The following is a 19006-nucleotide window of genomic DNA, read 5'->3' as shown; positions in this document are numbered from 1 at the left end:
GCTTCGATTGGCGGAAATCTGCGGTCCGGTGGCGCATAAATCTGTCCGGGGCCCTTGACTTGGCGCCCGATTCGCAGATTGTTCCGGCCCGCCGGTCCGATCGGACGATGAACCGCCGCGCCGGCAATTCGCAAGAGCCAGACTCCATTAAGGACTGAAGGAAATGGCAGGGCATTCCCAATTTAAGAACATCATGTACCGCAAGGGCGCGCAGGATAAGAAGCGCGCCAAGCTGTTCACGCGCCTGATCCGGGAAATCGCGGTCGCGGCGAAGACCAGCACGGACCCGGCATCCAATCCGCGTCTGCGCTCCGCCATCCAGGCGGCCCGCGAGGCGAACATGCCGAAGGACAATATCGATCGCGTCCTGAAGAAAGCGGAAGGCGGCGGGGAGGACGACAACTACGAGGATATCCGCTACGAGGGCTACGCGCCTGGCGGTGTCGCGATGATCGTCGAAGCCCTCACGGACAACCGCAACCGGACGGCGTCCGAGGTGCGCGCGGCCTTTTCCAAGCACGGCGGAACGCTCGGCGAGACCAATTCGGTCAGCTTCATGTTCGACCGGATCGGGCAGATCAGCTACCCGGCTGACAAAGCCGACGCGGATGCGATGTTCGAGGCGGCGCTCGAAGCCGGCGCGGAAAATGTCGATTCCTCCGAGGACGGTCACGTGGTCACCTGTGCGCCTGACGAACTGAGTGCCGTTCGGGAAGCCTTGTCGGAGCAGTTTGGCGCGCCGGAGAACGCGGAACTGACATGGAAGCCGCAGAACACGGTGCCCGTCGACGAGGGGCAGGCCGAAACCATCATGAAGCTGCTGGCGGTGCTTGAGGACAATGACGATGTGCAGTCGGTCTCGGCCAACTTCGAGATTCCGGATGACGTCATGCGCAAGCTCACGGCGGCAGCCTGATCGCCGCTTTGCGGAAACTGGGGAGATGCAGCTGACATGAGGCTTCTCGGTCTCGATCCGGGACTCCGCTTCACCGGCTGGGGCGTCATAGACGTGGATGGCAATCGTCTGCGTCACGTCGCCAACGGGACGCTGCGGTCAACGGCGTCCCTGAGCATCGCCGAGAGGCTTCTGGAACTGCATGACGGTGTGCTCGAGATCATCGAGGCCCATCGCCCTGACGAGGCGGCGGTCGAGGAGACATTCGTCAACAAGAACCCGGAATCGACCCTGAAACTCGGGCTGGCCCGCGGCGCGGTGCTGCTGGCGCCGGCGAAGAAGAGTATGCGCGTCACAGAATATGCGCCGAACCGGGTGAAGAAGACGGTGGTCGGGGCGGGGCACGCCAACAAGGAGCAGATCCAGGTGATGGTGTCCAAGCTGCTGCCGGATGCCGCGTTCGATACGCCGGATGCGGCGGATGCACTGGCGGTCGCCGTGTGCCACGCGCATTTTGCCCAGAGCCGGCATGCCTTCGGCGATGCCGTCGGGGTGTCCCGGATCCGAAAGCAGTCCGCAACCGGGGGCTACGAGAAGGCCGTGCAGGCGGCGCTCAGGAAGGAGATGGGGCTGTGATCGCGAAACTGCGCGGGATCCTGGACTCCGTCGCCGACGGCTCCGCGGTGATCGACGTCGCCGGCGTCGGCTATCTGATCTTCGCGTCCAGCCGGACGCTGTCGAAGCTCGGCGACCGGGGCGGCGAGGTATCGGTACATGTCGAGACCCATGTCCGCGAGGATCATATCCATCTCTATGGCTTCGCCGACAAGGCGGAACAGGAGACGTTCCGGATGCTGCAGACGGTGCAGGGGGTCGGCGCCAAGGCGGCCCTGTCGATCCTGTCCGCGCTCTCGCCGGACGAGATTATCCGGGCCGTTGCGGCCGGCGATGCCAAGATGCTGACCCGCGCCGACGGGGTCGGACCGAAACTCGCCGGGCGCATCGTCAACGAACTGAAGGACAAGGCGGTGAACGTCTCGCTCGGCGCCGACGTCGCCGCCCCGGCATCCTCCCGCAAGGGGAAGGGGCTATCGCCCGCCGGCGAATCCGCCGCAGTGGCGGACGCGATCTCCGCTCTGGTCAATCTTGGCTACGACCGCAGCATCGCGTACGGAGCGGTCCATGCGGCGGCCAAGTCCGCCGGCGCCGATGCCGGGCTTGACCAGCTCATCACAGGCGGCCTGAAGGAGCTTGCCTCGTGAGCGCCTGGGAAGACGAGGACGGCGGCCGCCTGGTCGACGGCGAGCGGGCCGTCGAAGATACGCCGGAGCGCGCGCTCCGGCCGGTCACGCTCGACGATTTCGTTGGCCAGAAACAGAGCCGGGAGAACCTCAAGGTCTTCATCGAGGCGGCGAAAGCGCGTGAAGAGGCGATGGACCATACCCTGTTCTTCGGACCGCCCGGCCTCGGCAAGACCACGCTGGCCCAGATCGTCGCACGCGAACTCGGCGTGAATTTCCGAGCCACCTCCGGTCCGGTGATCGCCAAGGCGGGCGATCTCGCGGCTCTGCTGACCAATCTGCAGGCCAGGGACGTGCTGTTCATCGACGAGATACATCGCCTTAATCCTGCCGTAGAGGAAGTGCTCTATCCCGCCATGGAGGACTTTCAGCTCGACCTCATCATCGGCGAGGGGCCGGCCGCGCGCTCGATCCGCATCGATCTGCCGCCGTTCACTCTGGTGGCGGCCACGACGCGCTCCGGCCTGATCACGACGCCGCTGCGCGAACGTTTCGGCATTCCGCTGCGCCTGCAGTTCTACAATCCGGAAGAACTGCAGAGCATCGTCATGCGCGGAGCCGCGCTGCTGGGAATGAATCTGCTGCCCGAAGGCGCGGCGGAGATTGCCGGCCGTTCACGCGGAACGCCGCGGGTCGCCGGCCGCCTGTTGCGCCGGGTTCGGGATTTTGCCGCCGTGGCGGGGGTCGAGGAGATCGACCAGAAGGCCGCTGACGGCGCGCTCAACAGGCTCGATATCGACGAGCGCGGGCTCGATGCCATGGACCGGAAGTATCTGCGCTGCATCGCCGAGAATTACGGCGGCGGTCCGGTCGGCGCGGAAACGCTGGCTGCCGCGCTCTCCGAACAGCGCGACGTCATCGAGGAAGTGATCGAGCCCTATCTGCTCCAGCAGGGCTTGTTGCAGCGGACACCGCGCGGCCGCGTGCTCTCCGAGGCGGCTTATCGCTATCTCGGGCTTGCCGCGCCCAACCGCACGCCGGCCGAAGTCGCGCAGATGACGCTTCTCGAAGACGATTCCGAGGGGTGCGATGTCTGAGCGGAAGCTGACGCCTGCGGTGACCTCGTTCACGGCGGAGGGGAGCCATGTGCTTCGCGCCCGGGTCTATTACGAGGACACGGATGCCGGCGGTGTTGTCTATCATGCGAACTACCTGCGCTTCGCGGAACGCGGCCGGACCGAATATCTGCGCGATCTCGGTATCTCACAATCGGAACTCTCCGAGACGGACGGCGTTGTTTTCGTGGTCCGGCGCAGCGAGATCGATTTCCGCCTGCCAGCCCGTCTCGACGACGCGCTCGAGATCTCGACGCGGATCGCGGAGATCAAAGGCGCCTCCTTCGAGGTCGAGCAGGAAATCGGAAAAGCGGGAGCCGACGGCTATCTGGTCCGCGTCGTGAGCACGATCGCGTGTCTCGACGGCAGGGGCCGGCCGGTCAGGGTCCCGAACGTGGTCCGGGAAAAACTGGGCCGGCAGACCATGGCTGGGACGAACCAGGAACCGCTGAAGGCGGACGTTCAGGAATCCGGGGAATAGCATCTAGATGGAACAGACAGTCGTCGACACCGTAGCGCTTGGGGGTACGGCCGCCACCGACATGAGCATCTGGGGCCTGTTTCTGGCCGCGGACTGGATCGTGAAGACCGTGATGGTCGTCCTGATCCTCGCTTCGGTCTGGAGTTGGGCGATCATCGTCGACAAGACGATGAAACTGCGTCGCCTGTCGAGGGCGGCCGAGCAATTCGAGGAAAGCTTCTGGTCCGGCGGCTCACTGGAGGATCTCTACGACCGGATCGGCGGGCAGCCGGGCGACCCGATGACCGCCGTCTTCTCCGCCGCGATGCGGGAATGGCGCCGTTCCGCAGCGAAGGGGCTGACTTCCAAGGGGTCTGATATCCGGGCCAGCCTGCGCCAGCGCATCGAACAGGTGATGAACCTCTCGATCGGCCGGGAAATGGACCGTCTGGAAAAGCACATGACTTTCCTCGCCTCGGTCGGCTCGGTCGCGCCCTTTGTCGGCCTGTTCGGCACGGTCTGGGGCATCATGAACAGCTTCCAGTCCATCGCCGCGACCAAGAACACTTCGCTCGCGGTCGTCGCGCCGGGGATCGCCGAGGCGCTCTTCGCCACCGCGCTCGGCCTGATCGCCGCCATCCCGGCGGTCATCGCCTACAACAAGATCTCGACCGACCTTGGCCGTTTTGCCGGACGGCTGGAGAGCTTCTCCGCCGAATTCGCCTCGATCCTCTCGCGTCAGCTCGACGAGGGGGGCTGAGCCATGGCCGCTTCCATGATCGCAAGCGGACGCGGCAAGGGACGGAACCGCTACCGGCCGCTCAGCGAAATCAACGTGACGCCGCTGGTCGACGTCATGCTGGTGCTGCTCATCGTCTTCATGGTGACGGCGCCGCTGCTCACCGTCGGCGTGCCTGTCGATCTGCCGAAGACCGAGGCGGCACAGCTGACCGACGAGGTCGAGCCTCTGGTGGTCTCCGTCAATGCGGAGGGCGTGATCTTCCTTCAGGAAACAGAGGTACCGCGCGAGAATCTGGTGCCGCGGCTGAATGCCGTCACGGGACAGCGTCCCGACGTGCGGATCTTTGTGCGCGGTGACAAGGCGATCCAGTACGGCACGGTGATGGAAGTGATGGGGCTGATCAGTGCCGCCGGCTTCAGCAAGGTCGCCCTGCTTGCCGAGATTCCCGACGCGATGAAGGGAACGCGCTAGCACCATGCGGACGGGGCTCACCATATCTGTCGGCCTGCACGCGGCGGTCTTTGCCTTCGCCTGGTTCGGCCTGCCCCAGCTCCGGAACGACGATATCCTCCCGGAGCAGCTGGTGATCGTCGATATGGTGCCGGTCACCGAGGTGACCAATACCCCGACCGCGATGCCCGAGCCGGAGAAACCGAAGGAGCCGGAGCCCGAAGCGCCGCAGCCCGAACCGCAGGAGGCCCCGCCTCCGCCGCCCAAGGCGGAAGCCCCGCCACCGCCTCCGCCCGCCCCGACACCGGAGCCGGCACCCAAGCCGGTCGCGGAAGCCCCCGAGCCTGTCCCGGAGTCGGCGCCGATTCCGAAGCCGGCCCCCGAAAAGGAGCCTGAGCCGGAGAAGGTCGCACAGGCGCCGCAGCCGGCACCGAAGCCGCGCCCGAAACCGCGCGCGCCCGCGCCGGATCCGAAGGAGACGGCGGAGAAGCCAAAGAAGGACGAGAAGAAGCAGGATTTCTCGCGCCTGCTGAAGACGCTCGAGAAGACCGAACCGACTGTCGCGGCCAAGCCCAAAGAGGAAGAGCCGAAGAAAGAGGAAAAACCGGATCCGCTGAAGGACGTGCTGGCCAAGCTGAATGCGCCTGCCCGCAGTCGTTCTGACAAGGCTTTCGATCCGGAGAACAAGGTTTCGATCAGCGAGATCGACGCCGTCCGCCGGCAGATCGCGCAGTGTTGGAACGTGCCGGCCGGCGCCAAGGATGCCGAGGATCTCTTTATCGAGATCGTGCTGCAGATGAATGCCGACGGCACCGTGCGGGACGCCCGCATCGTCGATCAGTCGCGGCTCTCCCGCGACACCTTTTTCCGCACCGCGGCCGAGAGCGCGCGGCGGGCGGTTCTGAGCTGCGGCAAGCTTCCGTTGCCGCCGGAGAAATACGAGTCATGGAGAATGATCACCATGACCTTCAATCCGAGGGATCTGCTGTGAAGATCTGCGATCACGACCGACTTGAGAGGCCGATCATGAGGTTCGCTGGACTGTCCCGCACTGCCGAGTTTTCACCTGTCGTACTGTTCTGGCGCCTACTGCTGCCGGCCCTGTTCGCCGCGTTCTGTTTCGGGAGTGCGGCACGCGCCGAACTGCGGATCGACATCACCCAGGGCAAGGTCGATCCGCTGCCCGTGGCAATCGCGGATTTCGGCGGCGGCAATGGGGAAAGCGCACAGATCGGCCGCGATATCGCGGCAGTGATCGCCGCCAACCTCGAGCGCTCGGGGCTCTTCGCACCGATCGACAAGTCGGCTTTCATCCAGCAGAACGTCTCGCTGAGCGCCCTGCCGCGCTTCGGTGACTGGCGGATCATCAACGCGCAGGCGCTGGTGCACGGCGCTGTCAGCTTCGAGGCGAGCGGAGCGGTCAAGGTCGAATTCCGGCTCTGGGACGTCTTCGCGGAACAGCAGATGGTGGCGAACGCATACACGACGGTTCCGGCCAACTGGCGCCGTGTCGCGCATATCATCTCGGACGCGATCTATCAGCGCATGACCGGAGAAAGCGGATATTTCGATACCCGCATCGTCTATATCGCGGAAAGCGGACCGCCGGATCGCCGCACCAAGCGTTTGGCCATAATGGACCAGGACGGGGCCAATCACCGTTTCCTGACAGACGGCAATGATCTCGTCCTGACGCCGCGGTTTTCGCCGACGCTGCAGGAGATCACCTATCTCGCCTATTACAACGACAAGCCGCGGGTCTATATCTTCAACATCGAGACCGGGCAGCAGGAGGTTCTCGGCGATTTCCCGGGCATGACCTTCGCGCCGCGCTTCTCGCCGGACGGCAACAGGGTGATCATGAGTCTCGCCCGCAACGGAATCACCGACATTTTCACGATGGATCTGGCGACCCGCCGGCTGCGGCGTCTGACCGACAGTCCGTCGATCGACACGTCCCCGACCTATTCGCCGGACGGCTCCCGGATCACATTCAACTCCGACCGGGGCGGCACTCAACAAATCTACGTGATGGATTCGAGCGGCGGCAACGTTCGGCGAATCAGTTTCGGCAAAGGGCGCTACGCCACGCCGGTCTGGTCTCCGCGCGGCGATCTGATTGCCTTTACGAAGATGACCGGCGGCCAGTTCTATATCGGCGTCATGCGACCCGACGGCACAGGCGAACGCCTGCTCTCCCAGGGGTATCTCGTAGAGGCGCCGACCTGGGCTCCGAACGGACGAGTATTGATATATTTCAAACAGTTCCCGTCGGATTCATCCGGTCGAGGTGGCAAAACCAAGCTCTATTCCATTGACCTCACAGGGTATAATGAGCGTGAAATTGTCACGCCGGTCGACGCCTCCGATCCCGCATGGTCGCCCTTGATTCCCTGACTGCGTGCAAATATATTGCGCGCGAAAGAGCTAATCCGACAACGAGCGGCTATCCCAGCGTGTTGAAATCTGTTAAAGAACACAAAGGATTGGCGCGTCCGGCTATGAGTCGCAGGGGCACGACCGTTAACTTGGATTGAAGGCTCACTTCCGTGGGGGTGTTTAGAATGGCTAAGAAGTTTCTTTCAATCGTGGCTGCGGCTTTGCTCGTTGCCGCGTGCTCGACCGACCAGGAGACTGCTTCCCAGTCGGGCGGCGCGGGATCGACGGTGCCGGCTGCGAACCAGCCTGCGACCTCATCGGCTTCGACCGGTGCGGTTACGGCGGCCCCTGGCTCCCGCGAGGAGTTCGTCGCGGAAGTCGGAGACCGGGTCTTCTTTGATTTTGACAAATACGACCTGACACCGGAAGCGCGCACCACGCTCGAGCGTCAGGCGTTCTGGCTGCGCAAGTATCCGAGCGTGACGGTCACCATCGAGGGCCATTGCGACGAGCGCGGCACCCGGGAATACAACCTCGCCCTTGGCGAGCGTCGTGCGTCCGCCGCGAAGGATTACCTGGTGGCGCTCGGCATTGATGCCGGTCGGGTCGCGACCATCAGCTACGGCAAAGAACGTCCGGTCGCGTTCGGCAGCAACGAGGAAGCCTGGGCCCAGAACCGTCGTGGTGTGACCACCATCAACTAAGGTTCTGCCGGTTGATTTGAATAGGACCGCGCCGGTCTGGGGTTCCAGGCCGGCGCGTCGTCTTTTCAAGCACGGATTTCATCGGATTCGGACGGCCGCGCAGGCAGCCGTCACGGTGCCATATTCCTGCTCGAATATCGGGCGACACTGGGCTTCGCGGTAAATCAGAGGCCGGGAGTTTGAAGAATGATCAGGCGGTACGGAGTGCGCGGGTTTTGTCTGTTCGGCGCAGCGGTCGTGATGGCGGTGGCGGCAGTCGGACCCGTCTCGGCGCAGGATGTTCAGAACCTGCTTAACCGGCTCGATCGGATGGAGCGCGACATGCAGGACCTGCAGCGCCAGCTCTATCGCAGCACGCTCTCGACCCCGGGCGCCGGAGCGGGCACGGGGATCGCCGCAACGCCTGTCAGCCCGGCCCCGATCACGGGCAGCTCCGGATCGTCGCGCCCCGGCGCGGGGCAGCCGGCACCGCTCGATACCAGCCATGCCGCACGGGTCGAGGTTCGTCTGCAGCAGCTCGAAACGCTGATCCGCTCGCTGACCGGCAAGATCGAGGAGGTCGAGTTCCGCGTCGAGCAGAATTCCGGTCGTCTGGACCGGCTGGTGCGCGACATCGACTTCCGCCTGCAGGCCCTGGAGCAGGGCGGCGCTCCGGTGCAGTCGGGCGCGGCCGGCCAGGGTCCCGGCATGCCGGCCCAGTCGTCGCAGCCGTCCCAGGCCGAGGCGCAGCCGGTTCCGGGGCAGGGACAGGGTGTGTTCGGGTATCTGAAGAAATCCGAGATCAAATCCCTCGAAGAAGATACCGCCTCCGCATCTTCGGCCGACACCGCGCCTGCGGAACCGGCCAAGCCGCAGGACGTCGCCAGCGCGCCGGCGGCCGCGCAGATCCTTCCCGACGGGACGCCCGAAGAACAGTACAAGCATGCCTTCGCCTATTTGCAGAAACAGGATTTCGATTCCGCGGAACAAGCTCTCAGCCTGTTTCTCGAACGGCATCCGGAAAGCCCGCTTGCAGGCAATGCCATGTACTGGCTGGGCGAGACACATTACGTCCGCAAGGATTTTTCCCTTGCCGCGAAGACCTTCGCGACCGGTTATACCGACTACCCGGGCAGCTCGAAGACTGCGGACAATTTGCTGAAGCTCGGCTTTTCTCTTGCCCGCATGGACCGCAAGGAAGATGCCTGTGTCACCTTTGAAAAGCTACGGGCCGATTTCCCCAACGCGTCGGACAACATCAAGCGCCGGGCGGATGCCGAGCGTAAACGCATCGGCTGCTGACGCGGGATCGCGGCAGCGGACACTCTTGCCCGTCGGCACCGACCCGGTCGGTGAAGAGGAATTCCGGCAACTGATAAACGCGGCGGACGCGACCCTGACCGATGCGCCTCCGTCTCTTTTCCTTGCCGGCGTCTCCGGCGGTGCCGACAGCCTGGCCCTCTGCCTGCTCCTCGATCGCTGGTGCAGCGTCGCGGGCCACCGCTTCTGTGCCCTGATCGTCGATCACGGGCTCAGGCCGGAGGCCGCCGCGGAAGCCGCCCGTGTGTCGCGCTGGCTAAAGGCGCGCGGAATCGCATCCGAAATCCTTCACTGGTCCGCTAGGAAACCGGCGGCCGGCCTTCAGGCGGCGGCGCGCGCGGCGCGGTTCTCGCTGATGACCGATCGCGCCCGTGAACGTGGTGCAGGGGGGCTCTTCCTCGCGCATCATCTGGAGGATCAGGCCGAGACCATGATCATGCGGCTTGGCAGGGACAGCGGACCGGACGGGCTCGCGGGAATCCGCATGCGTCAATTACATGCGGGAGTTCCCGTTTTTCGGCCGCTCCTCGGTCTCCCGCCGGAACGCCTCCGGGCTCATTGCCTGGCCAACGCGCAAGCCTGGATCGAAGACCCGAGCAATCGGGACCGTCGTTTCGAACGGGTGCGGGTGCGCCAGGAAGCGGCCGGCCGGCAAGCGGCCGGTCTGGACGCTTCGGCGCTGCATCGGGTGGCATCGGTGTTCGCACGGCTCCGGGATTGGAGCGATGGGACGCTTGCGGCGTTCCTCCGCGAGACCGGGCAGCTCGACCCGCGTGGTTTTGCGTGTCTCGATCCGGATGCGCTCGCGGAGCTGTCGGCTCCCTTGCGCCGCAAGCTCCTCTCCGGCCTGTTGCAATCCATCGGCGGCGGAGACTATCCGCCCCGCAGCGAGAGTCTGGCGCGGCTCGACGACCGGGTCGCCGACGGCCGCTTTTCCCGTCTTACCCTTGCGGGCTGTCTCGTCTGGAAGACAGATCGGGAGGGGCTCTGGATCGCGCGGGAGACACCGCGCGGCACGCGGCCCCGATTTCTTGCGGCCGGCGCGGCGACGCGCTGGGATGGCCGCTTTGACATTGCCTGGCTGGCGGATCGCCCTGCCTGGGTTCACATGCTGACCCGTGAAGGGGAGCGCCGGTTGCGGCGTTTACGGCACCCAGGCAGGCCTGCGGCGGTGCTGCCCGCGTGCATCCGCTCTTCGCTTCCGGCGGTGACTGACCTTGACGGGCGTCTCATTGCCCCCCACTTTCCGGAGTCGAGGACAAGCGTGGCGCAGTCGGTTGACGGTCGCCTCCAGATTGAATTCCGTCCCGCTGTACCCTGGGTCGCCGATGCGTTCAGGGTCAGCAGGGATGACAGGGCCGGAGCGAAAGTCTAAGAATGGGCCTCCGGCTGTATAGGAACCCTACCGAGGCACGATCAGCGTGAACAATTTCGGCAAGAATCTCGCACTGTGGATCATCGTCGGCGTCCTGCTCGTCGCGTTGTTCAATCTGTTCAACAGTTCGAACAAGACCGGCACATATCCGAACTTCGCCTTTTCGGATTTCCTGGGAGCCGTTGAACAGGGCCGGGTCACGGACGTCGTGATCCAGGGCAACACGATCAAGGGGCATTTCAGCGATGGGCGCAATTTCGCGACCTATGCGCCGAACGATCCCGGTCTCGTGGACCGTTTGCGCGAGGGCGGCGTGAGGATCTCCGCGGCTCCGCCGGAAGAAGGCATGTCCGGTCTGCTCGGCATCCTGATCTCCTGGTTCCCGATGCTGCTCTTCATCGGCGTGTGGATTTTCTTCATGCGCCAGATGCAGGGCGGCGGCGGCAAGGCCATGGGCTTCGGCAAGAGCCGCGCCCGGCTGCTGACCGAGAAGGTCGGCCGCGTCACCTTCGACGATGTCGCCGGCATCGACGAGGCCAAGACCGAGCTCGAGGAAATCGTCGAGTTCCTGAAGGACCCGCAGCGCTTCCAGCGCCTTGGCGGCAAGATCCCGAAGGGCTGTCTGCTCGTCGGTCCTCCGGGGACCGGTAAGACGCTGCTTGCCCGCGCCATTGCCGGCGAAGCCAACGTGCCGTTCTTCACCATTTCCGGTTCCGACTTCGTCGAGATGTTCGTCGGTGTCGGCGCCAGCCGCGTGCGCGACATGTTCGAACAGGGCAAGAAGAACGCGCCCTGCATCATCTTCATCGACGAGATCGATGCGGTCGGCCGTCACCGCGGCGCCGGTCTCGGCGGCGGCAACGACGAGCGCGAGCAGACCCTGAACCAGCTGCTGGTCGAGATGGACGGTTTCGAGGCGAACGAGGGCGTGATCCTGATCGCCGCGACAAACCGCCCGGACGTGCTCGACCCGGCGCTGCTGCGACCCGGCCGCTTTGATCGCCAGGTCGTGGTTCCGAACCCGGACATCCTCGGCCGCGAGCGCATCCTGAAAGTGCATATGCGGAAGGTCCCGCTGGGCCCCGATGTCGATGCCAAGGTCATCGCACGCGGTACCCCGGGCTTTTCCGGCGCCGACCTCGCCAACCTCGTGAACGAGGCCGCCCTGCTTGCCGCCCGCAAGGGCAAGCGCGTCGTCGGCATGGCCGAGTTCGAGGAAGCCAAGGACAAGGTCATGATGGGCTCGGAGCGCCGCTCCATGGTCATGACCGACGAGGAAAAGGCCCTGACTGCCTATCACGAGGCCGGCCACGCCGTGGTCGCGCTGCACTGCCCGGACAGCGACCCGATCCACAAGGCTACCATCATCCCGCGCGGCCGCGCGCTGGGCATGGTCATGCGCCTGCCGGAAGGCGATAGGATCTCGCTCTCCCGCGCCAAACTCTATGCGGACCTGCGCGTCGCCTGCGGCGGCCGTTTGGCGGAAGAGATCATCTTCGGAGAGGAGCGGGTCACCACCGGCGCCTCGTCCGACATCCGCATGGTCTCCGACATGGCGCGCCGCATGGTCACGGAATGGGGGCTCAGCGACAAGCTCGGTTTCCTTGCCTATTCCCAGGACCAGCAGGAGGTGTTCCTCGGTCACTCTGTGACCCAGCAGAAGAACGTCTCCGACGCGACCGCCAAGGTGATCGACGAGGAAATCCGCCGTATCGTCGATGAAGCCTATTCCGACGCGCGCAAGATCCTCGCGGACAATCACGACGAACTGGAGACCCTCGCCAAGGGGCTGCTCGAATACGAGACTCTCTCCGGCGACGAGATCAAGGCCCTGCTGGCGGGCGAGAGCCTGCACAAGGAAAACAAGGAAGACGGGCCGAAGCCCGGTGCCGGACGCCGGTCTTCCGTTCCGACCGGCGGCGCCGAGGGCAAGGGCAAGCCGGGTGGTGGACTGGAGCCCGATCCCCAGCCCGGCGAATAGCCCGATGGTGGAAATCCTTCGAGAGGCCGCGCTTCGGCGCGGCCTTTTGCCATCCGGGGCCCGGGTGCGCCTTCGCCCCGAGGGATTGTTGTGGGGAGAAAATGCGGTGCGGCTGATCGAGGCCGGCATCGCGCGGCCGCTTGCCGGCGGCCCCGCCGCTTTCTCGATGGTCGAGATCATCACCCGAACCCGCGAGGCGATTCTTCTGTTGGGGCCGGTTCCTATTGCCGAAGCCGTTCGCTGGGCGGGCGAGGAAGGCTGCGCCGCCTCCGTCGCCGCCGAGCTCGATACGCTCTCTGGCGCGCGAGAGCCGCTTTGCGGCCTTCCGCAGGATCGGCCGCTGGTCATGGGCATTGTCAATGTGACCCCGGACAGCTTCTCGGACGGCGGAGACTTCGCCGACGGGAACATCGCCATTGACCATGCATTCGAGCTTCTGATGCAGGGCGCGGACATTCTCGATATCGGCGGGGAGTCGACCCGTCCCGGTGCCGCTCCGGTGCCGGTCGAGGAGGAACTGCGTCGTGTCGTGCCGGTGATCGAAGGCATCCGCCGGCGTGCCGGCGCGAAGCGCCCGGTGATCAGTGTCGATACCCGGCGCCCGGCCGTCATGCGGGCCGCGCTCGATGCCGGGGCCGACATCGTGAACGACGTTACCGGTCTCAAGGATCCCGAGAGCCGCCGTATTGTCGCCGGGGCCGGGGTTCCGGCCATGCTGATGCATATGCGCGGCGAGCCCCAGAGCATGCAGGGCGAGGCGGTCTATGATTTTTCTCCCCTGCAGGTTCTGGAGGAGCTCGAGGAGCGGGTCCGCGAGGCCGAGCAGGGCGGCATTTCCCGTGCGCGCTTGATCGTCGACCCGGGAATCGGATTCGCCAAGAACGCCACGCACAATCTCGAGCTTCTGGCTCGGCTCGGCCTGCTGCACGGGATTGGCTGCCCGGTTCTGCTCGGGGTCTCGCGAAAGCGCTTCATCGGTTTGCTGAGTCGGGAAGAGGCCGCAAAGCAACGGGTTCCGGGCTCCCTTGCGGCCGCGCTTGCGGGGATCGAGCAGGGCGTGCAGATGCTGCGCGTGCATGACGTCGCCGAGACCGTGCAGGCGCTAAAAATCTGGGCGGCGGTTGCCGGAGAGCGGTAGACTGCGCCCCGTTCGTTCATCGTTACATAATTTCGGCATTTCATGACCAGAGACCTATTCGGAACAGACGGCATCAGGGGAACGGCCAACAGCGAGCCGATGACCGCCGAAACGGCGCTTCGCGTGGCGATGGCGGCAGGACGTCATTTCGTGCATAGCAACGGGGCGCCGAAAACCGGGCATCGTCCGCTCGCCGTGATCGGCAAGGACACGCGGCTCTCCGGCTATATGCTGGAGCCGGCGATGGTGGCCGGCTTCACCTCGATCGGGATGGACGTGGTGCTGCTTGGCCCGCTGCCGACTCCCGCCGTGGCGAGCCTGACCCGGTCTCTCCGCGCTGATCTCGGCGTCATGCTGTCGGCCTCGCATAACCCTTACCAGGACAATGGCATCAAGCTCTTCGGCCCGGATGGTTTCAAGCTCTCCGACGCGGTCGAGCAGGAGATCGAGGAGCGCATAGACCGGCTCGGTGCCGGTGACCGGGCGCCGGCAGACCGGCTCGGGCGTGCCCGCCGGCTTGACGATGCACAGGGCCGCTATATCGAGATCGCCAAGAACACCTTCCCCAAGGGATTGCGCCTCGACGGCCTGAAGCTCGTGGTCGATTGCGCCAACGGGGCGGCCTACCGGGTCGCGCCGCGGGTGCTGTTCGAACTCGGCGCCGAAGTGGTCGAGATCGGCGTGCAACCGAATGGCACCAACATCAACGCCGGCTGCGGTGCGACCGCGCCGCAGGCGATGTGCAACGCCGTGGTCGAGCACGGAGCGCATCTTGGCATTGCGCTGGATGGCGACGCCGACCGGCTGATCATGGCCGACGAGCGGGGCCGGATCATCGACGGCGACCAGATCATGGGCCTGATCGCGACCTCCTGGTCCGAGGCGGGGCTGCTCAGGGGAGGCGCGCTGGTCACCACGGTGATGAGCAATCTCGGTCTGGAGAAATATCTCGCCGGTCTCGGCATCGGCATGCACAGGACCAAGGTCGGCGACCGCTACGTGCTGGAGCAGATGCGGGCCGAGGGTTTCAATCTCGGCGGCGAGCAGTCCGGCCACATGATCATGAGCGATCACGCGACGACCGGCGACGGGCTGATCGCGGCGCTTCAGGTGCTCGCCGTGCTGATCGCCTCGGGCCGGCCGATGAGCGAGGTCGCCTCGATCTTCACACCCCTGCCGCAATTGCTGAAGAACGTGCGCTATTCGGGCGAGCCGCCGCTCGGCGCCGACGCGGTGAAGGCGGCGATCGCCGCGGGAGAGGCCCGCCTGGCGGACAGCGGTCGGGTGCTGATCCGGAAATCCGGGACGGAGCCGCTGATCCGGGTCATGGCCGAGGGCGAGGACAGGAAGCTCGTCGAGGCCGTGGTGAACGATATCGCACGGGAGATCGAACATGCCGCAGGGTGACGCAGACGTAATGAGCGATCTGCACCGTATGCGCGGACGGGTGTTGATCTGCGCCGGGTCAGACTCCGGCGGCGGTGCCGGTGTCCAGGCGGACATCAAGGCGGTGACCGGGCTCGGCGGCTTCGCCATGACGGCGATCACCGCGCTGACCGCGCAGAACACCGAAGGCGTCCATGACGTCCACGAGGTGCACGAGGAATTCATATCGAAGCAGATGGAAGTCGTGCTGAACGATCTCGGGGCGGACTGCATCAAGACCGGCATGCTGCATTCGATCCCGGTGATCGAGACCGTGCGCAAGGCACTTGACGATTTCGCGCCGGACGTGCCGCTGGTGGTCGACCCGGTGATGGTTGCGAAAGGTGGTCATCCGCTGCTCGAATCCCAAGCGCTGGAGGCGATGAAGCGAAAGATGGTGGCATGCGCGACCATCCTGACGCCGAACATCCCGGAAGCGGCTCTGCTGACTGCGCGCGAGATCAAGAGTCGCGACGACATGCTGCGCGCCGGGGAAGCTCTGCTCTCGCTCGGCCCGAAACACGTCCTGATGAAGGGCGGACACATGGAGGGCAGCGAGCTGGTCGACATCCTGATCTCGCAGGAGGGTGAGCCGGTCGAGTTCCGCGGCCAGAGAATCGACACCGCGCATACCCACGGCACCGGCTGCACGACGGCTTCCGCCATCGCCGCCGGGCTGGCTCAGGGGCTCGGCGTAGAGGACGCGGTCGCGCGGGCGCGAGACTATGTGCGCAAGGCGATTCTGAGCGCGCCGGGCTATGGCCACGGCCACGGACCGCTGAACCATGCGCATACGTTGAAGGTGGACATCTGATCCTTGAGCCGCGATCGGGCCGCGCCTAAACTGCGCTCCGCAGGCACGGTCCGAGCCTCCCCCCTCCGACGGGAAAGCATTCGACATGCTGGGCTAGTATCTCACCGGACCCACTGACCGGGCATGCGCATGAGGAGGGATTGCGACGACGCCCGCATCAGGAGGTTCCGCAATGAAACTCTCGGCCCCGCTTTTCCGGCTGAAACGCCAGGCCCGCCTGCTCTCGCGCGAGAATGGCATTCCTCTCAACAAGGCACTCGATCGCATCGCCGCCGCCGAAGGCTTCCGCTGCTGGAGCCAGCTTGCGGCCCGTGTCGGGCGTGATCACCGGCCGGCTGCGCGGATTTACACGCAACTCGAGCCGGGGGACCTGCTCCTGCTCGGTGCGCGGCCGGGTCACGGCAAGACGCTGCTCGGGCTTGGATTGCTCCTGGAGGCCGCGAAGGCCGGCAGGAGCGGCACCTTCTTCACCCTCGACTATCATGAGGAAGATGTGGCCCGCAGCCTCGCATCGCTGGGGGCGGGCGCGACTGCGGCGGACAGCTTCGCGCTTGATACTTCCGACGACATCTGCGCCGCGCATGTCATCGCGCGGCTGACGGGAGCGCCACGCGGCACTCTGTCCATGATCGACTATCTGCAGCTTCTCGACCAGCGGCGCGCGCATCCCGAACTCGGGGCCCAGGTCCGCGACCTTGGGCGTTTCGCCGCATCCTCCGGGCAGATCCTGGTGCTGATCTCCCAGATCGACCGTGCGTTCGAGAGGCGCGGCGGCGGCCTGCCCGGCCTTGCGGATGTCAGGCTGCCGAATCCGGTCGACCTGACGCTCTTCACCAAGGCCTGCTTCCTGCACGAGGGCGAAGCCCGCATGGATCCCGTGAGAGTCGCCTAGTCGAGCACGAAGTCCCGGTTGGTCAGGCTGTAGCTGTGATGACCGAGGATCCCGTCCTCGGTCATCCTTTCGATCTCGCTGCGCAAGGTCTGGATCCGCTCTGGGTAGCTGTCGGCACCGATCTCCAGAAGGGCATTCAGCGGATCGGCTGCGGCGAGGGCCTGTTCGATGACGCTGCTCCTTGCCCGGCCCTGATGACGGATATCCGCGACGACGATACAGACGCTGTCCTCCGTCCCGTCGAGATCGTAGCGCCGGGCATAGTCGGCAAACTTCTGCCGCTGCTGTTCGATCGCGAACGCCACCTGTGTGGCCCTGTTGTGCTCGTTGTTCTCCGCCCAGTGAACGAATTTCGCTGCGATCTCGGCCTCGTGACGGCCGACCCTGTCCGCGTCGGGATTGAGGTAGGTCATCAGAGCCGCGCTGCTGCTGCGGTCCTCGAGCTGGACCGTGCCATCCGGCGTCGACTGCGCGACGTGTCCCCCCGAGAGGGTCAGATCGGGGAAATAGAACGCGGCCTCCGGCAGCAGCAGGAGCCGACGCAGCAACAGCACGAAATTCTCGTCCGGCTCGTGCGCCGCCTCCTGGTAGAAGCCGAAGGTGAAGGCGGCCCGGTCATAGGTGTTGAGACAATGGAAGCTGCCTCGGCTTTCCGCCATCGCGGTCGGTGTGATCACGTCGGCCCAGAAGCCGAATTGCTCGCGATAGTTCTGCGGCGCATAGACATCGGTACCGGGCGTCGTGTTCATCAGTCCGCGGCGCTGCTGATAGGAAACGTCGGAGCCCACGAAGAACTCGGCGCCGTCGTTCACTTGCGCGAAATAGCGCTGCCCGTCGATCCGCAGCGCGACCTCTGCGGGGCCGTCGATGGGCTGCTGCTGCCCGGCGATCAGGGTGGTCACGGAAACCCTCTCCGTCGGGCTGTTGGCGAACGGCATGACGAGTAGGGTGCGTCCGGCATATTCCGGAGAGATCGCAAACTCGAACTGCGGTCCTCCATGCATCGCGCGGGTCACGCGGACGCCGTCGCAGCGGACCTCCCAGTTGATCCGGGCAAGATCGCCTTCGGACGGATTCGGGCGGTTGAAGGCCGTTGCCGTGTAGCGGGCGACGGAACCGGCCACTGCGGTTGAAGGGCCGTCGACGGCTGTGACGAGCAGCATGGCACTCTCCAATCGTGTAATTTTTCCTAGAATTTTAGTGGAAAATACGACCCGAAGGAGAAATTGGCCAGCCTTCGATTGTCTATGTGCCGTCGCGCCACCGACACTTGGTGTCGCACGCGAGCATGGAGGGACGGCGCGCGCGACGTAATTCTTGTGACAATGATCAGATCTCGGGCGTTTTTTCGCATGGAGGCGATATGGCCGAAGAAGACGATATCGTTCTGTCGGAACTGGACGATGAAGAACTCGTGCAGCAGATGCACGACGATCTGTATGACGGCCTGAAGGACGAGGTCGAGGAGGGCGTCAACATCCTGCTCGAGCGCGGCTGGACGCCCTACAAGGTCCTGACCGAGGCGCTGGTCGAAGGCATGCGCATCGTCGGGATCGATTTCCGCGACGGCATCCTTTTTGTCCCCGAAGTGCTGATGGCGGCCAATTCCATGAAGGCCGGGATGACGATCCTGCGCCCGCTGCTCGCCGAGACCGGTGCGCCTCGGGTCGGCAAGATGGTGATCGGCACGGTAAAAGGCGATATCCACGATATCGGCAAGAACCTTGTCTCCATGATGATGGAAGGCGCCGGCTTCGAGGTGATCGATATCGGGATCAACAACCCGGTCGAGAACTATCTCGCTGCGATCGAGGAGCACAAGCCAGACATCCTCGGCATGTCGGCCCTGCTGACCACGACAATGCCCTACATGAAGGTCGTCATCGAAACGATGAAGGAGAAGGGCATCCGCGACGACTACATTGTGCTTGTCGGCGGAGCGCCGCTGAACGAGGCCTTCGCCGAGAGCGTGGGCGCCGACGCCTATTGCCGCGACGCCGCCGTCGCCGTGGAGACCGCGAAGAACCTGATCGCCGAGCGCGAGCGCTCCAACTCGGCCGCCATGGGCGTCAGCTGAGCGGGGCGGCGATGGCCGG

The 19006-nt window shown here is 65.0% G+C and carries 19 protein-coding genes; 18 read left to right on the top strand and 1 reads right to left on the bottom strand.

Translation table 11 applies throughout. The annotated features are described in order from the left end of the window. Positions 1–163: 163 nt before the first annotated feature. The 17 genes from ACOOE1_RS09945 (at position 164) to ACOOE1_RS09865 (ending at position 16910) form a co-directional block, all read left to right on the top strand. A complete protein-coding gene (locus ACOOE1_RS09945; RefSeq protein ID WP_420406191.1) occupies positions 164–916 on the top strand; it encodes a YebC/PmpR family DNA-binding transcriptional regulator in 753 nt (250 codons plus the stop codon). 36 nt (positions 917–952) lie between these two features. Continuing rightward, a complete protein-coding gene (gene ruvC, locus ACOOE1_RS09940) occupies positions 953–1531 on the top strand; it encodes a crossover junction endodeoxyribonuclease RuvC (protein ID WP_420406190.1) in 579 nt (192 codons plus the stop codon). Then, positions 1528–2157, top strand: a complete 630-nt coding sequence (ruvA, locus tag ACOOE1_RS09935; protein ID WP_420406189.1) for a Holliday junction branch migration protein RuvA — start codon at positions 1528–1530, stop codon at positions 2155–2157. The genes ruvC and ruvA overlap by 4 nt, the downstream gene beginning before the upstream one ends. Before the next feature lie 29 nt (positions 2158–2186). Beyond that, positions 2187–3233 carry a Holliday junction branch migration DNA helicase RuvB gene (ruvB, locus tag ACOOE1_RS09930; RefSeq protein WP_420406416.1) on the top strand — a complete coding sequence of 349 codons (1047 nt, stop codon included), beginning with the start codon at positions 2187–2189 and terminating at the stop codon, positions 3231–3233. Then, entirely contained in the window at positions 3226–3732 is a 507-nt protein-coding gene (gene ybgC / locus ACOOE1_RS09925; RefSeq protein ID WP_420406188.1) for a tol-pal system-associated acyl-CoA thioesterase, read from the top strand. The genes ruvB and ybgC overlap by 8 nt, the downstream gene beginning before the upstream one ends. Before the next feature lie 7 nt (positions 3733–3739). After that, entirely contained in the window at positions 3740–4471 is a 732-nt protein-coding gene (tolQ, locus tag ACOOE1_RS09920) for a protein TolQ (protein ID WP_420406187.1), read from the top strand. A gap of 3 nt (positions 4472–4474) precedes the next feature. Continuing rightward, positions 4475–4924 (top strand): protein TolR, encoded by a 450-nt coding sequence (gene tolR / locus ACOOE1_RS09915; protein WP_420406186.1) that lies wholly within the window; start codon positions 4475–4477, stop codon positions 4922–4924. 4 nt (positions 4925–4928) lie between these two features. Then, a complete protein-coding gene (locus ACOOE1_RS09910) occupies positions 4929–5894 on the top strand; it encodes an energy transducer TonB (protein WP_420406185.1) in 966 nt (321 codons plus the stop codon). Positions 5895–5929: 35 nt separating this feature from the next. Next, complete coding sequence (tolB, locus tag ACOOE1_RS09905; protein ID WP_420406184.1) at positions 5930–7300, top strand: Tol-Pal system beta propeller repeat protein TolB; 1371 nt, start codon at positions 5930–5932, stop codon at positions 7298–7300. Positions 7301–7467: 167 nt separating this feature from the next. Then, positions 7468–7986 carry a peptidoglycan-associated lipoprotein Pal gene (pal, locus tag ACOOE1_RS09900; protein WP_420406183.1) on the top strand — a complete coding sequence of 173 codons (519 nt, stop codon included), beginning with the start codon at positions 7468–7470 and terminating at the stop codon, positions 7984–7986. 186 nt (positions 7987–8172) lie between these two features. Beyond that, positions 8173–9267, top strand: a complete 1095-nt coding sequence (ybgF, locus tag ACOOE1_RS09895; protein ID WP_420406182.1) for a tol-pal system protein YbgF — start codon at positions 8173–8175, stop codon at positions 9265–9267. A gap of 25 nt (positions 9268–9292) precedes the next feature. Continuing rightward, positions 9293–10660 carry a tRNA lysidine(34) synthetase TilS gene (tilS, locus tag ACOOE1_RS09890; protein WP_420406181.1) on the top strand — a complete coding sequence of 456 codons (1368 nt, stop codon included), beginning with the start codon at positions 9293–9295 and terminating at the stop codon, positions 10658–10660. 46 nt (positions 10661–10706) lie between these two features. Continuing rightward, a complete protein-coding gene (ftsH, locus tag ACOOE1_RS09885; protein ID WP_420406180.1) occupies positions 10707–12641 on the top strand; it encodes an ATP-dependent zinc metalloprotease FtsH in 1935 nt (644 codons plus the stop codon). A gap of 106 nt (positions 12642–12747) precedes the next feature. Next, positions 12748–13779, top strand: coding sequence for a dihydropteroate synthase (folP, locus tag ACOOE1_RS09880; protein ID WP_420406179.1), 1032 nt, complete (start codon positions 12748–12750; stop codon positions 13777–13779). A gap of 42 nt (positions 13780–13821) precedes the next feature. Next, positions 13822–15186, top strand: a complete 1365-nt coding sequence (glmM, locus tag ACOOE1_RS09875) for a phosphoglucosamine mutase (RefSeq protein ID WP_420406178.1) — start codon at positions 13822–13824, stop codon at positions 15184–15186. Continuing rightward, positions 15173–16018, top strand: coding sequence for a bifunctional hydroxymethylpyrimidine kinase/phosphomethylpyrimidine kinase (gene thiD / locus ACOOE1_RS09870; protein WP_420406177.1), 846 nt, complete (start codon positions 15173–15175; stop codon positions 16016–16018). The genes glmM and thiD overlap by 14 nt, the downstream gene beginning before the upstream one ends. Positions 16019–16190: 172 nt before the next feature. Next, the gene (locus ACOOE1_RS09865; RefSeq protein ID WP_420406176.1) at positions 16191–16910 is read left to right on the top strand and encodes a DNA helicase; all 720 of its coding nucleotides are present in this window, start codon (positions 16191–16193) and stop codon (positions 16908–16910) included. Here the strand turns inward: ACOOE1_RS09865 and ACOOE1_RS09860 are convergent. Beyond that, positions 16907–18073 carry a hypothetical protein gene (locus tag ACOOE1_RS09860; RefSeq protein ID WP_420406175.1) on the bottom strand — a complete coding sequence of 389 codons (1167 nt, stop codon included), beginning with the start codon at positions 18071–18073 and terminating at the stop codon, positions 16907–16909. The genes ACOOE1_RS09865 and ACOOE1_RS09860 overlap by 4 nt on opposite strands. A 200-nt stretch (positions 18074–18273) precedes the next feature. Between ACOOE1_RS09860 and ACOOE1_RS09855 the strand changes: the two genes are divergently transcribed. Next, positions 18274–18987, top strand: coding sequence for a corrinoid protein (locus tag ACOOE1_RS09855; protein WP_420406174.1), 714 nt, complete (start codon positions 18274–18276; stop codon positions 18985–18987). Positions 18988–19006: the final 19 nt, after the last annotated feature.

Origin of the sequence: Nisaea sp. (assembly GCF_965216895.1) — a bacterium.
Taxonomy (GTDB): domain Bacteria; phylum Pseudomonadota; class Alphaproteobacteria; order Thalassobaculales; family Thalassobaculaceae; genus Nisaea.
Note: the sequence above shows the minus strand (reverse complement) of the source record. Positions and strands in the feature narration are given on the sequence as shown.

Excerpts from the sequence above, each read along its gene's own strand:
- ACOOE1_RS09945 (WP_420406191.1), top strand. The coding sequence starts at position 164 with ATGGCAGGGCATTCCCAATTTAAGAACATCATGTACCGCAAGGGCGCG.
- ruvC (WP_420406190.1), top strand. The coding sequence starts at position 953 with ATGAGGCTTCTCGGTCTCGATCCGGGACTCCGCTTCACCGGCTGGGGC.
- ybgC (WP_420406188.1), top strand. The coding sequence starts at position 3,226 with ATGTCTGAGCGGAAGCTGACGCCTGCGGTGACCTCGTTCACGGCGGAG.
- tolQ (WP_420406187.1), top strand. The coding sequence starts at position 3,740 with ATGGAACAGACAGTCGTCGACACCGTAGCGCTTGGGGGTACGGCCGCC.
- tolR (WP_420406186.1), top strand. The coding sequence starts at position 4,475 with ATGGCCGCTTCCATGATCGCAAGCGGACGCGGCAAGGGACGGAACCGC.
- ACOOE1_RS09910 (WP_420406185.1), top strand. The coding sequence starts at position 4,929 with ATGCGGACGGGGCTCACCATATCTGTCGGCCTGCACGCGGCGGTCTTT.
- tolB (WP_420406184.1), top strand. The coding sequence starts at position 5,930 with ATGAGGTTCGCTGGACTGTCCCGCACTGCCGAGTTTTCACCTGTCGTA.
- pal (WP_420406183.1), top strand. The coding sequence starts at position 7,468 with ATGGCTAAGAAGTTTCTTTCAATCGTGGCTGCGGCTTTGCTCGTTGCC.
- ybgF (WP_420406182.1), top strand. The coding sequence starts at position 8,173 with ATGATCAGGCGGTACGGAGTGCGCGGGTTTTGTCTGTTCGGCGCAGCG.
- glmM (WP_420406178.1), top strand. The coding sequence starts at position 13,822 with ATGACCAGAGACCTATTCGGAACAGACGGCATCAGGGGAACGGCCAAC.
- thiD (WP_420406177.1), top strand. The coding sequence starts at position 15,173 with ATGCCGCAGGGTGACGCAGACGTAATGAGCGATCTGCACCGTATGCGC.
- ACOOE1_RS09865 (WP_420406176.1), top strand. The coding sequence starts at position 16,191 with ATGAAACTCTCGGCCCCGCTTTTCCGGCTGAAACGCCAGGCCCGCCTG.
- ACOOE1_RS09860 (WP_420406175.1), bottom strand. The coding sequence starts at position 18,073 with ATGCTGCTCGTCACAGCCGTCGACGGCCCTTCAACCGCAGTGGCCGGT.
- ACOOE1_RS09855 (WP_420406174.1), top strand. The coding sequence starts at position 18,274 with ATGGCCGAAGAAGACGATATCGTTCTGTCGGAACTGGACGATGAAGAA.